Source organism: Streptomyces sp. NPDC101166 (genome assembly GCF_044768125.1).
Classification (GTDB): domain Bacteria; phylum Actinomycetota; class Actinomycetes; order Streptomycetales; family Streptomycetaceae; genus Streptomyces.
On the sequence record NZ_JBIWPF010000001.1, the window covers coordinates 166,621 to 182,231 of the forward strand.

Annotated in this window: 6 protein-coding genes; 2 read left to right on the forward strand and 4 right to left on the reverse strand. The window is 68.6% G+C overall.

The features are described 5' to 3' along the window. Nucleotides 1-115 precede the first annotated feature (115 nt). Entirely contained in the window at nt 116-2,284 is a 2,169-nt protein-coding gene (locus ACIRS4_RS00815) for a TerD family protein (protein ID WP_404187995.1), read from the reverse strand. 330 nt (nt 2,285-2,614) lie between these two features. Here ACIRS4_RS00815 and ACIRS4_RS00820 point away from each other — a divergent pair, with 330 nt between their 5' ends. Then, on the forward strand, nt 2,615-3,142 hold the full coding sequence (locus tag ACIRS4_RS00820) for a DUF1062 domain-containing protein (RefSeq protein WP_404187998.1): 528 nt from the start codon (nt 2,615-2,617) through the stop codon (nt 3,140-3,142). Between the two features lie 69 nt (nt 3,143-3,211). Here the strand turns inward: ACIRS4_RS00820 and ACIRS4_RS00825 are convergent, their stop codons facing one another. The 3 genes from ACIRS4_RS00825 to ACIRS4_RS00835 all read right to left on the reverse strand — a co-directional run bounded on the left by ACIRS4_RS00825 (nt 3,212) and on the right by ACIRS4_RS00835 (nt 11,764). Beyond that, complete coding sequence (locus ACIRS4_RS00825; protein WP_404188001.1) at nt 3,212-3,580, reverse strand: hypothetical protein; 369 nt, start codon at nt 3,578-3,580, stop codon at nt 3,212-3,214. Between the two features lie 193 nt (nt 3,581-3,773). Next, nucleotides 3,774-4,010, reverse strand: a complete 237-nt coding sequence (locus ACIRS4_RS00830) for a DUF2283 domain-containing protein (protein WP_404188004.1) — start codon at nt 4,008-4,010, stop codon at nt 3,774-3,776. Then, nucleotides 4,007-11,764 (reverse strand): polymorphic toxin-type HINT domain-containing protein, encoded by a 7,758-nt coding sequence (locus tag ACIRS4_RS00835; protein ID WP_404188007.1) that lies wholly within the window; start codon nt 11,762-11,764, stop codon nt 4,007-4,009. Before ACIRS4_RS00835 ends, ACIRS4_RS00830 begins: the two co-directional genes overlap by 4 nt. A gap of 594 nt (nt 11,765-12,358) precedes the next feature. Here ACIRS4_RS00835 and ACIRS4_RS00840 point away from each other — a divergent pair. Further along, complete coding sequence (locus ACIRS4_RS00840) at nt 12,359-15,538, forward strand: DNRLRE domain-containing protein (RefSeq protein ID WP_404188009.1); 3,180 nt, start codon at nt 12,359-12,361, stop codon at nt 15,536-15,538. The last annotated feature ends 73 nt before the right edge of the window (nt 15,539-15,611 follow it).

Sequence of the window (15,611 nt, forward strand, 5' to 3'; positions counted from 1 at the left end):
GTGCGCGGGCGCCGCCCGGGGCGACGTGAAAGGCGAGGAAAGCGAAGGAACTTGTTTCTTGAAAGGAAGTGAGAAGGAAGCCCCTTCATGGCCTCGCCGCGGGTAACGCTAGCACTCAGGCGGGGATCAGGTCGCCGAGATTTTCGAGGGTGATGACCCTGGAGTCCGGGTGGAGCCCCTCGGGGCGTTCGAGACCGATGTAGATGACGGGCTCGTCCGGGACCTGATCGCGGTTCCACAAATCGACGGTTGCGGGGTCGGACATCAGCTCGACCAGGTACCGCACCGTCAGCTGCTCGCGTTCCACGACGGCGCGCACGACTTTGGACACCGACACCTGGTTCTCCTCGACCCGGTTGGCCGCGGAGACGCCTCTGAGGTACAGGTGCAGCCACTTCGCGCGCCACCGGCCGTCGTCCTCGCGCAGGAACACCAGCGGCAGCGCCACTCGGCCCACTCCGCGCAGCTCCGACTTCATCCGCACCGTGCGCGGCTCGAAGGGCCGGCCCTTCTGCTCGTCGTCGCGGAGCATGAAGCCGAAGAACGACTCCTCGACCTGCTCGAAGTTCTCGCCGGCGAAGATGTTGACCTGCGGGACGATGAAGGTGCTGCGTACGCGGTCCAGAGTCAGGTCGATGAACTCGGAGGCGCCGTCGGGCGCCTCGGTGACGTCGCCCGAGTGCGTGCCGCCGACCGTCTTGAGGGAGGTGTAGGAGAGCCAGGAGTCGGTGCTGAAGTCGGAGTGCAGCAGCAGTGCCGAGAGGTCGAAGTCGGTCCGGTGCCCGGTCTCCTTCCAGTACACGAAGAAGCGCAGCTTCTCGCCGTCGACCGTCGAGGTGGAACCGCGCGGCAGGACGCCGAGCCCGGCCGCCTTCGCCCGGCCGCTCAGGGGGAGCGCCACGTCGAGGACGTCGGGGTCGAGCAGCAGCCGGCCCGGCGTCGGGAGGCGGCGGCGTGTCTCCGCGTCGAGGGCGGTGACCAGACGGTCGCGGTCGGCGGCCGGCACCGGCCGCCGGGAGTCGGGGGCGACCCAGGCGCGGCCGCGGCGGTTGACGAAGATGCGGGGCTCGGCGGTCTCCCGCTCCCGGTTGTGGAAGTGCTCGCGCACCGACAGCACGACCCGGCCGGAGACCCCCGGTGCGACCTCGATCGCGGCGGCCACCACGGCGTCCCGTTCCTCCTGGGTGGCGGCGAGGCGCAGCAGGTGGTCCAGGGCGCGGAACAGCTTGCCCGGTGCCGACTTGAGCAGTCGCACCGCGCCGGGCACGTCGAAGTCGTCGAGCAGCTTCTCGACGCGGCTGTCGAAGGACCGCGCCTCTTTCTCGCCGCGCGCCACGGCGAACACGTCGGCGGCGTGCGGCCAGCGCGGGTACTCGTGCGGGTGGAGGCGCTCGCCGAGGCGCTTGAAGGGCTCGCGATGCGCGTGGACGTCGGCCAGCTTGGCGGGGTTCGCGGCGACCACGGCGTCGAGCGCGGCGAGCAGCGCACGCCGGACCGGCCGGGGCAGAGTGCGGAACCGGGTGGGCTCCTGCAGGGTCACGTCGCCGCCCGACAGCGCGCAGGCGAGCCTCAGCACGTCGGCGACGGTGTCGAGCATGAGGTCCGCGCCGGCCTGCAGTCGGGCCGCGTTGACGACCGCCCGGTTCTCCCGGACGGGGATCGACTCCGGCTGGGGGCCGAGCGCGCACCGTCCGGCGAGGGTCGCGAGGTCGAGCAGGTCCTCGTCGCCCAGTGGGGTGGTGCTGCCCGCCAACGCCAGGTAGAGGGCGGTGAGTTCGTCGTCGAGGTCACCGCCGAGGTGCAGCACGGTCACCCGGTCGCCCGCCGAGGCGATCAGCTCGTCCTGCGCCGCGAGCATCTCCTCGTAGGTGTGCTGGTAGCGGCCGTAGGTGGGCAGGCTGAGCAGGTCGAGCACGCCGTGCGCCAGCTGCGACAGCACGTTCGCGTGCGACTTCTCGTCGCCCAGCGCCTTCGCGACGCATCGCATCCAGAACTCTTCGGTGTCCGGCACGTTGGCCGGGAAGTCGATGAAGTAGCTGTTGTGCCGAACGTGGTCGCCGACCATCTCGCGCACGGTGGCCAGCGTCCGCTTGGCGTTGTACAGGACTGCGGTCTCGGACAGCCCCGACAGCCGCTGCAGCAGCTCCGCCGAGAGCTTGAAGCCGACGGAGGTCAGCGCGGCGTCGAACTGCCTTGCCGCGGCGCTTCCTTGGCCGGCGGAGCCCTTGGGGGACGGGAGGCGGTGGGTGTGCCGGATGACCAGCGATTCGAGACTGTGCGCCATTCGTGGATGATCGCAGAGGTGTACGAGTCGGCGCACAGGGGTTTTTCCGCCCGCTGACGCGCTGCCAGGCGGCCGTGGACTGCGTGGGCCGCTCTCACACCTGGCGGAGAGTCGCGGAGCGCTGAAAAACCTGTGGAACGGTGCCGCTGTGCGGCTCTAGCGTGCTGCCGCACCTTCAAGTCGTCCAGTGAAAGGTCGGCCGTTGTACACCCTGTGAGATCTCCCGAGCGCTGATCTGTCGCGCGTCGCGCCCATCGTGCGCCGCGCTCCTTTCTGCTGCGGTCTTCTCACTGGAACCGGTGTACTTCTGTGCTCAACACCTGGGTTGTCATGCCCACCCGCCTTCCGCTCGTCATCCGCCGTTGTCACGCGTGCGCGTCCGCGCGCTTCCGGGCGAGCGGCAAGTTCCGCGTCAACGCGAACCACAAGCTCCTCGACGCCTGGCTCCTCGTGCTCTGCACCGGGTGCGGGGAAACGGCGAAGCTGACGCTCCTGGAGCGGATGAACATACGCTCCTTCCGGCCTGAGCTGCTGACGCGGCTGCATGCCAACGACCTCGGTCTGACAGCGGAGTTGCTTCAGGACCCGGTCGTGCTGCGCCGCAATCGCGTCGCCCTCGACTGGGACGGCGCCTGGCGTCTCGACACCGGCGGAACGGATCACTTGGACCGCGAGGTGATCGACGTCTCGGTCCGCTTCACGGCGCGCATCCCTGTCCGGCCGGTTCGGCTCATCGCCGAAGGGTGCGGTCTGTCGCGAGCCGAGGTGGAGCGACTGATCGCGGAGGAGAAGCTCGTGTCGGCAGTCCGGCTGCGGGGCAAGCTCGCCGGCGACTTCAGCTTCACACTGAAACGCTGACGCCGGCTCCGCCTCGGTCGACAAACGAGGTGCTGCCCACCGGAGACGATCCGGTGGGCAGCACTGTTCTCAGGCGTCCTGGGCGCCCTGCTCGAAGAAGGAGCCCTTCTTCAGCCTCTCGTAGGCGGGTTCGGCTCTCGCCATCCACGCGTCCACGTCAGCCGCCATCGAGGGGAACCTCTCCTTGAGCGGTTCCGCCAGCTCGGCGATCGCCTCCCAGGAATCGGCCAGGTACGTCTCGTTCTCCAAGCCGATCGCGACGGCCACCCGGAACTGATCGTCCGACTTCAGCCACTGTTTCGCCACCTCGATGATGCGAGCCACATCGTCGGCGTCGATGATCCACGACATGGAGAGGAGCTGCTCGGAGACATAACCCGGGACGACGTTGGGCGCCCTGTGGTCGACCAGGAAGTCCATGACGTCTTCCACTTGCATGAATCACAACCTCCGGGTTCGGCTCCGGCTTACGTGGCTTCGGCAATGACCTCTCTGCATCGAAGTTCACCGTGGCCTGGCCCCACCAGTCTTCGGTTGGCTGCCCTGCCCTTCTCGGTCGCCGAAGCGGTGACGCGAAGGGGCTCCACACGGCCTGCCCGTGCGGAGCCCCTTCGGTCAGACGGAAACAGCGTCAGGTGTCCAGCCGCTCCGCTGTGTCGAGGACGTGGCGAGGCAGCTTGGAGTCAGCTCCCAAGACCTCGATGCCCACCAGACGGCCGTCCTCGTCGAAATCGAGGTTGATCATTCCTCCGACCGCGACCGGGTCGCAGGGGTACATGCGTGCGACCTGTGGGTGTGCCTGGGGCTCACTGAGGTACACGTATGCCGCATTGGCCTTCGCGTCGAAGGTGACCCTCAAGTCCGTCATCTGCGACCTCCGCTGCCCTTGAGACGCTGGATGTAGTCCCTCCCGATGTTGGTCATCACTGTATTGATGTTGCCATCGATGGTCTTGGCGATGAACACCTTGGACGCGGCGTCGTAGTAGCCGATCTTGTTCTGGCCTTCGTGCTCGTAGGAGAACGGCGTCTGCGCAAGGACTTGCCGAGCGGTGTCCAACGACACCCCTCGCTCCCTCAGACGCTGCTGAGCGTGCGAGGTGAAATCGCTGGCGTCGTCGGCAGCGTCTGCAACGTCTTCGACGTCATCCGCCGCGTTGGCTCCAGCGTTGTATGAGTCCCAGGCGTCATCGGCGGATCCCGCGTCCGCGAAGATCTCGTTCTTCCCGCTGCCGTTGCACTGGCACTCCTGAGCGTGCCCCGGCATCAGGCCCTCGCAGTTGTGCACGAGGACTGACGTGTTCTCGGCCGCCACGTAGTACGTGTGGAGATCGGAAACGGTGAGGTTATGGACTTCTTCCTGCTGGACGGTCCGACGCTGGATGGAAACGATCTGGAGGAAGGACCCCGCCTCGGTCCGGAGCTTCTCGCCAGGCTTCAGGTCGTTGGCCTTGATCCATCGGCCGAGTTCGGCAACCCAGAACGGGTGGCCGTCAGTCGCCGTGACCTGGGCAGTCTTGGTGCCCATCTTTCCGTCGACGTCGATCGTGACCTTGACGAGGCGCTTCAGGCCCTGGCCCTTGATCTCTGCCGTGATCGTCTCGATCCGGGTCTCACCCGTTGTCGGGTCCGTCGCCACGACCTTGTCGCCGGCCTTGACCTTCTCGATCGGCTTCCTGCTGCCGTCGGCCATCAAGACCTTGGTTCCCGGGACGAAGCTGTTGCACTTTCCGCCACCGCCCTCGGCCTTGCCCGAGCCGCCGCTGCCGCTTGTTCCGCCCTTGCTCTTGGACGAGCCGCCTGACGAACCGCCGGGCTTGCCGCCGCCCGACTTCGAGCCGCCGCCCTTTCCGCCGCCCCCGTGGGACGAGACCTTCGGGGCTGCCTTGGCCTGGGCCTGCTTCTGGACCCGGTTGCCTGTTTTCCTGGCTGCGGCTGCCGCTCTGTCCGCTGTGCGTTTGGCTTGCTCGGCTGCCTTCTTCTTCGCTCGCTGCGCCGCCAGCTTCTTGGCTCGCTCGATCGCGGCCTTCTTCGCTCTCAGCGCCGCCGCCTCGGCCGCCTTCGCGGCCTTCAGGACGAGCTGGGCCGCCTTCTTCGCGGCCTTGAAGGACTCGATCGCCTTGATCGTGCGCTTCACTGCCTTGATGACGGACGGGATCTTCCCCAGCTTGGTCCACGGGATCGCGTCGACCGCGATGCCGACGCAGGACCACATGTCGCCGCCGAAGCACGCCATCGCGTCGTTGATGCCGATGAAGTCCTTCAGCGTCTCCCACGCCACGGCGAGGATCACCGAGGTCATGGACTTGCCCATCATCGACTGCGCCTGCGCGACCTGCGCCGCCGACAGCCCCGCGCCCGCGAGGGCCGCGGCCCGCTCGGAGGCGGTCAGCGAGATGGCCAGACCCGTCGGGTCGGACATCGTCACCGGGTTGTTGTGCGCGTAGGTGTAGCCGTTGGACTGCAGGACGTCGTTCAGGTCCAGGACCGGGTCGGCGGACAGGAAGCGTCCGACGACGGGGTCGTAGAGGCGCGCGCCCAGCGGCTGGTAGCCGGAGGCGTCGTCCTCGGTGGCGCCGAGGAACCCGGTGTGCGTCTGCAGGTTGACGCCGGTCGTGCTCGCCGCACGCTGGTTGCCGAACGGGTCCTGCTTGCGGATCCGGACCGGCATCTCGCCGCTGAGGGCGATCTCGGCATAGGCGCTGCCCTGGTGGTCGGTCGTGATGGCGACCAGGTTCTCCGCACCGGTGCCGTAGACGTAGCGCGTGACCGCGCCGCCCGGGGCGGAATAGGTGCGCTGGGTGTTGACCGGGACGCCGCCCTTCTGGACGGTGACCTCCGCCTCGCCCAGCATCAGCGTGGCCTGCTTGCCCTTGATAGTCAGCAGACGCGAGCCGTCGGGGCCGTAGATGTGACGGGTGTCGTTCTGCGGCGACCACTGCTGTTCGGCCTTGGCGGCGTCACAGGTCGCCAGCACGAGCGGGGTCGAGTTCGCCGAGTTGGCGTCCTTGACCGCGACGCACAGGCCCGAGGCGACGTGAGTCAGCTGACCGGAGGTGGTCCGCTTGAGCTCCTGGGCCGCGGAGCCGTCGCACTTCTGGAGCTGGAGCGCCGATCCGGCCGTGTCGGCGGCGGGCTGCACGCACCAGTTGTCGTAGACGTTCAGCGTTCCCCGGTTGGCGTCGGTCTGGCCCGGGGTGGTGCTGAAGCGCCAGTTCTGCGCCGGGGAGGCGTTGCAGGCATACAGCTGGAGAGCCTGTCCCGCGGCGGCCAGACCGCTCTTGAGGTCCAGGCACTTGTCGGCGAGGCCCACGTACGGGGTCTTGCCGGCGGTGCCCTGGCCGGTGATGCGGTCGACCTTGCCGTCGTACGTCCAGCTCAGCGACTGCTTGTCGCCGTTGTCGACGGAGGTGACGGTCTTGGTCTCGCCGGTGAGCTCGTACAGCCGCTCCGCCTCGGCCTTGACCTGCGCGCCGGCCGGCGTGGTGTAGGTCTTCGACACCTTGGTCAGCGTGCGCGGCTGGGTGCCGTCGGCCTTGCCGTAGGCGTAGGTGGTCGTGGCGTCCTTGGCGGTGTTGCCGGTGAGGTCCTTCTCGGTCAGCTTCTTGCGGTTGCCGACCAGGTCGTACTCGTACTCCTGCCAGTAGCCGGAGTTGTCCTTGCCGGCGGCCACGTCGAGGGTGCCGTCGCTGTTCTTCGGGCCGGTGCAGGCGGTCTGGTCCTTGGCGGTCCAGGCCGACTTCAGCTGGCCCAGCGGGTCATATGTGAAGCACTGCCGCTCCTCGATGCCGAGGGAGCCCTCCTGTACGGAGGTGACGTTGCCGGACGGGTCGTAGGCGTAGGAGCGCTGCGAGACCAGCCACGGGTTGTTCGGGTTCTTGCCGACCAGGGAGGTGTCCCCGGGCTTCTCACGGAAGACGGACTGCTGCTTGAGCTCGCCGCTGGACTCGTCGAAGGTGTTCTGCGTCCACACCCGGTAGGGCTGGGCGCCGAGCGTGGAGCGCAGCACCTGGCCGTAGGGGTCGTAGACCGTCTCGGCGCCGTACCAGTCCTTGCCGGAGATGGAGAGCGGCTTGCCCTCCTTGTTGTAGCGGACGACGAGCTTCTCGGCGTCGAGCTTGCCGACCTTCGGCAGCGTCGACTCCTCGAGCACGCCGTTGTCGCTGTACTTGTAGGAGTACGTGTACGAGGTGTCCAGGCCCCAGGTGTCCTTCAGGGACTGCGGCAGGGTCAGCGTGGTCGAGGTCGGCTGGTAGTCCTTGTCGTAGCCGTTGACCTGCTGGGTGTAGGCCTCGCCGTCGGTGTAGCGGGTGGCGGTGTGGGGCATGCCCTTGCCGCCGGGGGCCAGGTCGTAGGTGAAGCCGGCCAGGAGCGGGCCGTCAGCGGTGTTGAGGTGCTGTTCGGTGGGCCGGGACAGCAGGTCGTAGTTGTTCCAGACCTCGGTGCCGCGGGCGTTCCTGGTGTGCAGTACGCGGTCGTACTTGTCGTACCACGTGGTGGTGGTGCCGGTGTCGGGGTCGGTGGCGGTCTCCTGGCGGCCGCGCTTGTCGTACGTCCACGTCCACGGGTGGGCGGTGTCGGCGGAGTTGGTCGCCTTCACCATCTGGCCGCGGGTGTCGTAGTCGTACTTCATCGATGTGAAGCCGCCGGGAGCGGCCGCGTTGAAGGTGTCCACGCGCTTGGTGCGGCCGAGGGCGTCGGTGTAGACGCGGTAGTCGGAGGTGCCCTCGGGGTTGTCGACCTTGGACCAGTCCAGGCCGTACTCGTAGCGGGTGGCCCGCGCCGGGACCGGTTCCGACTTCGACTCGCCGGTCAGCGGGTCCGCGACCTTGAGGACCGGCGTCTCCTGCAGCACGCGGCCGGAGCCGTCGTAGGTGTAGCGCGTGATGTTCGGGACTTCGGTGTCGCTGACCGGGCTGAACAGCTCGCCGGGCTTGGCCTCGTACGTCAGGTAGGCGTTGTTGGTCTGCCACACCTCACCGGAGCTGTTGTACAGGGTGTCGGTGATCAGGTGGCCGCCGCCGTCCGCCTGCTCCTGGGTCTGCCGCTCGCGGCCGAGTCCGTCGTACAGGGTGACGGAGGTCTCGACGCGGTCGTTGTAGCCACGCGAGTAGGTGGTGACGTAGGGGGGCTTGCGGTCCTCGCCCTCCTTGTATTCGGGGATGGTGTAGACGGCCCGGAAGTCCGGCACGGCCGCGTCGGAGGGGGCGCGGTCCGCCGCCCAGGCCTTGACCAGCCGGCCCAGGGGGTCGAACTCGGCCTGGGTGACGTGGTTGTTGGCGTCGGTCGTCTTCAAGGTCGTGCCACGACCGGGTTCGACCTCACGCGTCTGGGCGTGGCCGACGGCGTTGGTCTCCACGACGGTGAAGACCTGACCGATCGCCGGCTTGTAGGTGATGGTGCCGGAGGTCTTGTAGTCCATGTCGGTCATGCGGGTGACACGGCCGACGTCGTCGAACTCGGTGGTGCCGCCCGTCTGCCAGCCCGTGCCGGCGTCGTTCAGCGACCAGGACTCGGTGGCCTCGCCCTTGGTGGCGGCGGCGAGCGCGGCCCCGTAGGTCTGGCCGTCGTAGGCGGTACGGGCGCCGCCGGTGAGTGTGGCCAGGTCGCCGAAGTCGGCGGCCGCGCAGGTGGTCGGGGAGACCAGGACCTGCTTGGTCAGGCCGATGATGTTCTTGACGGTCTGGTGGACGTACTCCGACCTGGTGCAGGACTCGTCGCCGGTCTTGCCGGTGTCGCCGAGCGATTCGACCAGGGTCGGCAGACCGTACTCCGGCTCGTACGTGGTGCTGGTCTTGACGATCCGCTCGGTGCGGGGGTCGTCGGTGTTGGTTCCGGAGGACTTGGTGTACGCGATCTCGGTGGGCTCGGTGACCCGCCAGGCGTACACCGGGTCCAGGCCGTCGTCGCGGTCGCGGTGGGCGAGTTCGGTGGCGGCGGGGACGGTGACGCTGCGGGACACCCAGTCGGTGTCGGCGTCGCCCGGCTCGTTGTAGTCGAGCTCCTCGGCGATGCGGCCCGCGAACGCCTCGCGGTCCTTGGCGATCTCCGCGCCGGTGATGTCCTTCATCGACACGGTGTCGCCCATGCCGCGGAAGAACCGGGTGATCGACTTCGACCGCTTGGAGCCGATGTCGGCGTTGTCCGCACCGGTGATGACCGTGGTCTGCTCGACACCGGCGAACTGCGAGTAGGTCCGCGTGGACTTCTTCGTGAACTCCGCGTCGGAGAGCTTCCAGCCGGGGTTCTTGTACTGGTACTCGGTCTTGGTCGCGAACGCGCCGTCGACGTTGGGGAGTTCCTCGATGGTGTCCACGACGTACTTGTGGAACCAGTCGATGTCCTCGACCTCGGGGTCCGGGGACCAGAACATCGGGTAGCACAGTCGGGTGTTGGCCTTGAGCCCGGCCTTGTCCTTCTTGTCCGGCAGGCCGGTGCCGGTGGCGCAGTCGCCCGCGGCCGGCTTGTAGGTGACGACGGTCTCGCCGCCGTACTCGTTGATGACGCGGCCGATGCGCAGCCGGGAGAAGCCGGGGCGCGGGTCGTTCGGGCGCATCACCCGGTTGGGCATGTTCTCGGCGTTGGATTCAAAGCGCACCGCGTTGATCGTGGCGCTCTTGCCCGCCCGGTCGTAGCCGGTGCGCTGGACGGACTCCAGCCACAGAGCGGTGTTGGGGCCGGTCTTCAGAACGGGGAAGTTCTGCTTGAGGGTGTGCTTGTCGACCGTCTGACGGGCGGTGGTGCTGGACAGACGCTGCGCCTCGGTGGTGATCTCCGTCAGGCGCTTGCGGCTCCAGAACGACGGGCCTGCGTTCCAGCACTTCCTGGTGTAAGTGGAGCTGACGGCCTTGCAGTTGAGGTCGGCCGGGGTGTCGTACCAGATGCGGTACTTGCCCGGGTCCTTGTCCTCGAAGTTGGCGTCCGAGCAGGCCAGGCCGCCTTCGGGCAGGCATCGCTCCTCGACCTTGAACTTCACACTGGCCGGGGCGGTCGCGGTGAACAGCGTGTTCGCGCGCTGACCGTAGTCGATGTGGTCGAGCCAGCCGTCACGGTCGTAGGCGACGGGCTTCTTGAAGTCGAAGTTGCGGGCGTAGTAGTTCTGGTCCTTCTTCCACCACAGCGACATGGCGTTGCCGTGGACGTCCTCGACGTAGTCGAGGTTCCAGCGCCAGGCCTGGGTGCAGGCGGAGCCCTTCCAGTCGCCGGCCTTGTAGCAGTCCTCGCCGTCGTGGTTGCCGTACACCGGTACGGTCAGCACGGAGTTGGTGACCGGCCGGCCGGTGTCCCAGTCCGGCAGCTTGTGCTTGCCGAAGTGGTACCTGGTGCCGTCACGGGTGGTGACGACCCAGTACTCGCCCTTGTAGGCGCCGTTGCCGGACTTGTCGTCGCGGACCCGCTCGATCTTCGAGCCGTCGCCGTTGGCGGTGAACCACTCGCCCTTGCCCTGGTTCTTGTCCTTGTCCCAGACCAGCTCGGTGGTCATCCCGCCGAGCGAGAGGGTGGCGTTGTTCGAGCCCCAGCACAGGTCGGCGGTGCGGTGTGTCTTGTTGTTGGAGCCGTCCTTCTTGGAGTCCTCGCGGCAGTTGGCGTACGTCCGGGTGATGGAACCCGGGTTGTAGTCCCAGCCGTCGCCGATCCAGGAGGCCTGGTTGTTGGTGGCGGAGGTGCGGCCGTCGACGGACTGCGAGGAGTAGCCGAGGGACACCTTCGGCATGAGACCGCCGGCGGTCTCGGGCACCTGCACGTCGTAGGAGTAGGTGAACGCGCCGGAGGAGGAGCCGGCCGACCAGGAACCCGACGACAGCAGCGGGGAGGCGGTGAAGTCGCCGGAGGCGGAGGCGCCGGTGTCCATGGCGCCGATGACCTGCGGTCCGGAGGCGTCCACGACCGGCAGGACGTCGCCGCTTCGGAACGAGGCCGTGCGCGCGGAGGCGCCGGACGTGGTGGCGCCCGGGTTGCCGCCGAGCAGATCGGAGACCGGGACCGAGCCGGTGAGGATCTTGCGGTTGGCGGCCTTCTTCGCGGCGGTGGTCTTGGTGGGGGCCTTCTGCGCCGGGACCACCTTGACCGAGCTGCGCAGCCGTTCGGGCTGCTGCTCGTCCTTGCCCGACATGGTCGCCGTGCCGCTGTCGGGAGCGCAGTCGCCGCTGTCGGGCGCGTCCATGACGCAGTTGGGCAGCAGCACGAGGCCGAACCGGTCCGCGGCCTGCGGGCCGTAGAGGTCGGCGAAGCCGGTGGTGTCGACGGCGAGCGCGACCTGCGCGGTCGGGTCGGCGGTGGCCGGCGGCGTGACCTTCATGATCAGGCCGGAGACGTTGGCGTCCTGGGACGTGCTGGGCGCGGCCAGGTCGACCTTCCACTCGCCGGCGAGCGCGGCCGGGTCGGCGCCCGCGGGCACGCCGACGGCGATCGGCAGGTCGTCGACCGGGACCGTGGTGCCGGGCGCGGTGTCCGCCTTCAGGGTGGCGACACCGGTGTCCTTCGCCCAGGGCGTCACCGCGCTCGGCGCGTAGGGGTCGACGGGAACCTCGGGGGCGGTGGTGAGGTTCTTCTCCGCCTCCTCGTCGGCCGGCAGTGCGGTGCTCTCCGGCAGATCGGGGAGCTTGACCTGCTCGCGCGTCATGCCGGGGCCGGGTATCGCCCAGGCCTGCGCGCTGAGAGTGCCCACCAACAAGGCCGAGGACAGCAGTAGGACGGTCGCCGCACGGCTTTGCCGGCGGCGCCGTCGTTGTGACTCCGTTCTGACCGGGCGTGAACGCCCCAGCCACGACGGCGGACTTTGAGCACGCATACGCGTCGACCCCACCAAGGCATGCAAGAAGAACGACAGATGGAGATCGCACCCTCTGTCATCACCCGCACACAGTTCAACGTGGATCCGGGAGAGTTCCTGAGGTCGATGTGACCTGCCCCACAGGACAAGTGATGACTGATCGTCAACTTTGTTTCCAACGTGGCCAGATGACTGAAGTCGGCTCCTATGGCCGCACTTCAGGTGAGCAAAAGCCGCAAGTCGCGACACGATCAACAACCGCCAAAACACTCACCATTGCATCGTCACAGCTTCCTAAAATCTTCATATGTGGACCTGTTGAGAAGTTCGTGTGATCGTGTCCGCGCCCCTGCCCCGCGGCCTGCCGACCGGGGCCGTACGTGCCGTCTGCATCGTCCGCGTTCGTTTCCATCCGCCTGGTTCACACGGGAGTAGACCGTCGCCGTGTCCGCGCCGCCTCGTTTTCTCAGCCCCTTCGTGCGCACGCGCACCAGGTTGGCTCTCAGCCTCGGCCTCGTACTGGCCGCCCTGACCACCGCGCTGTTGCCGTGGTGGCACCCTGACGATCCGTCACCTCCACAAGCCCGCAGGGCGACCGACGCCCGGCAGGCCGGCACCGGCCCGCGCGACGAGACGGCCGCCCAGGCCGAGGCCCGCCGCACCCGCAAACCGGTGCTCGTCGACACCGCCACCACCGCCGACTCCCAGACCTGGGCGCAGCCGGACGGGCAGCTGCGCACCCGGATCACCGCCCTGCCGCAGCGGGCGAAGAACGCCGCCGGCGTCTGGGCGCCGATCGACAACCGACTGCGGCGGGTGAAGAACGCCGCCCGCGGTCTGGGCGTCCAGCCGGCCAACCCCGCCCGGCCGGTCCGCTTCGCGAGCGGCGGCGCGGGCAAGGACACCGCCCGCGCCGACCGCTCCTTCGCCCGGCTGCCGCTGACCGACGGCCCTCAGGCGCAGGAGACCGTCCTCGCCGAGGTGGACGTCGACGGCCACACCGTCGCCTACACCTGGCCCGGCGCACTGCCCGAGCCGGTGCTCGACGGCCCGCGCGCCCTCTACTCCGAAGTGCTCCCCGGCGTCGACCTGTTGCTGGTCGCGCGTGAGGAGGGCGGCTTCGCCCAACTGCTCGTCGTCAAGAACGAGGAGGCCGCGCGGAGCGAGGCGCTGGCCACGGTGGCCTACGGGCTGCGCTCGGCGACGGCCGTCTTCCGCGAGGACGAGGGCAGCACCCGCGTCGTGGTGCAGGACCGCTCCGGCCAGGAGGTCGGCTCCATCCCGACCCCGTTCGCCTGGGACTCCAGCGGACGTGACCCGGAGCTCGACGAGGGCCGGGGCGCCCCGCGCACCTCGGTCGCCACACCCGCCGACGTGCTGAAGCTGTCCGGCCTGAGTGGCATCGAGCCGGGCGCCCACAGCGCCCCGGTCCCCGTCCGGCTCGCCGGCGAGGGCACCGGCGCCGCCCGCCTCGACCTCCAGGCCGCGCGGAGCGGTCTGTTCACCGACCCCGCCGTGAAGTACCCGGTGTTCGTCGACCCGCCGCTCAACACCGGCTGGGCGGCGTGGACCGTGGCCTACAAGCCGTATCCGAACAGCAGCTTCTGGAACGGCACCAACTTCAGCTCCGGCACCTCCGACGCCCGCGTCGGCCGCGAGAAGGAGACCAACGGCACCGCCCGCTCCTTCTGGCGGATGAAGTTCAGCACCAGCCTGAAGGGCGCGGACATCTCCAGCGCCACCTTCAAGGTGCTCAACAACCACTCCTGGTCGTGCACCAAACGCGAGTTCCAGCTCTGGCTGACCGGCGCGATCTCCTCCGGCACCACCTGGAACAAGCAGCCGAGCTGGTCCTCGGAGATCCAGCGCAAGTCCTTCGCGCACGGCTGGTCCGCCGCCGAATGCAAGGACGAGTACGAGGCGTTCAACGTCGAGTCGGCCGCCCAGAAGGCGGCGAACGGCGGCTGGTCGAGCATCACCCTCGGCATGCGCGCCACCAGCGAGTCCGACACCGAGACCTGGCGCAAGTTCCAGGCGACCAGCGCGACGCTGGAAGTGGCCTACAACCGGCCGCCCGCCACGCCGGGCAGCGTCGCCAGCAAGCCCGGCGGCGCCTGCAACCAGACCGCGGCCGGGGCCACCGTCGGCAAGACCAACCTGGTCCTGTCGGCGAAGTCCTCCGATCCCGACGGCAACCTCAAGGGCCTGCGCTTCAGGTTCTGGAAGTCCGGCGCCACCGTGCCGCCCGGCACCCTCGTGACCAACCTGTCCAGCGGCAAGGCCAGTCTGACCGTCGCCGCGAGCACCCTGGTCGACAAGGGCGTCTACTTCTGGGACGTACGGGCCGAGGACAGCAACTCCCCCTCGGCGGTGTCCGCCTACTACCCGACCAGCGGCAACCGCTGCACCGTCACCGTCGACGGCTCCGGCCCGCCGCCGCCCGACGTGGACAGCGACACCTTCCCCGAGTCCACGCCCGACGCCCAGACCTGGGCGAAGGTCGTCTTCGGGCAGAAGGGACCGGTCACCTTCACCTCCGAGGGCGCGACCAAGTTCCGCTGGTCCATCGAGGGCAACGACCCCGTCGAGGTGCCCGCCACGAACAACACCGCCACCCTGTCCGCCTTCGAGCCGGCGCACGCGGGTCCCAACACCCTCCAGGTGTACGCGTACGACTCCCTCGGCAACCCCAGCAAGCGCACGGACTACACGTTCTACGTGCCACCGCGGGACAAGGCCGACGGCCCGATGGACACCGGCGGCGACGGTGTGCCCGACCTGCTGCTCGTCAACGCCGACGGCAACCTGCGCACCTGCGTGGGCGGTGACGACGGCGACCTGTACAACTGCCTCGCCGCGTCCTACGACGCCGCGAAGAAGCCCGACCCGCAGGGCCACTGGTTCGACCCGGCCACCGGCAAGGCGGCCCTGATCGCCCACTACCAGGACACCTATCCCGGTGACGGGGCCACGGACCTGTTCGCGGTCTCCCCGGCCGGCGACTTCTGGCTCTACCCGGGCGACGGCTACGGCAGCTTCGACGTCACCGACCGGATGGAGATCCGCCTCCCCTCGAACGCCCCGACGCCCTCGACGTGGACGCAGATGAAGGCCGTCGGCGACATCACCGGCGACAAGCTGCCCGACCTGGTCCTGCGGGCCGGCCCCGCGCTGTGGGTGCTGTCCGGCTACACCGGCGCCACGTTCCAGACCGCCACGCAGATGAACTCGGACGCGTGGACGCGCCGTGAGGTCGTCAACGTCGCCGACATCAACGGCGACAACACGCCCGACCTGCTGTGGCGCAACCTGGACAACGGCAACATGTACGACCGCCAGGGCAAGCCGGGCGCTGTCGCCGGGAGCGTCGACCTCAACTCGCTCAAGCTGGCGTCCGACTCCCTCACCGGCAAGGACGAGCCGTACGGCACCAGCTGGACCGAGGCCAACGTGCCCACGGCCATCGGCATCCCCGACGTCAACAAGGACGGGATCCCCGACATCTGGGCCCGCCTCGCCAGCGACGGATACACACGGATCTACAACCCGTCGCGGACGAACACCAACGCTCCGGTGAAGGTCGTCCTGACGGTGAACTGGAACACGGTCAAGGCCTTCGGCTGAGCCGAACCGCGTAACGGCCGGGCCCCGGCCACCCTCTCAAGGGGTGGCCGGGGCCCGGCCGTCGTGCGCGCCG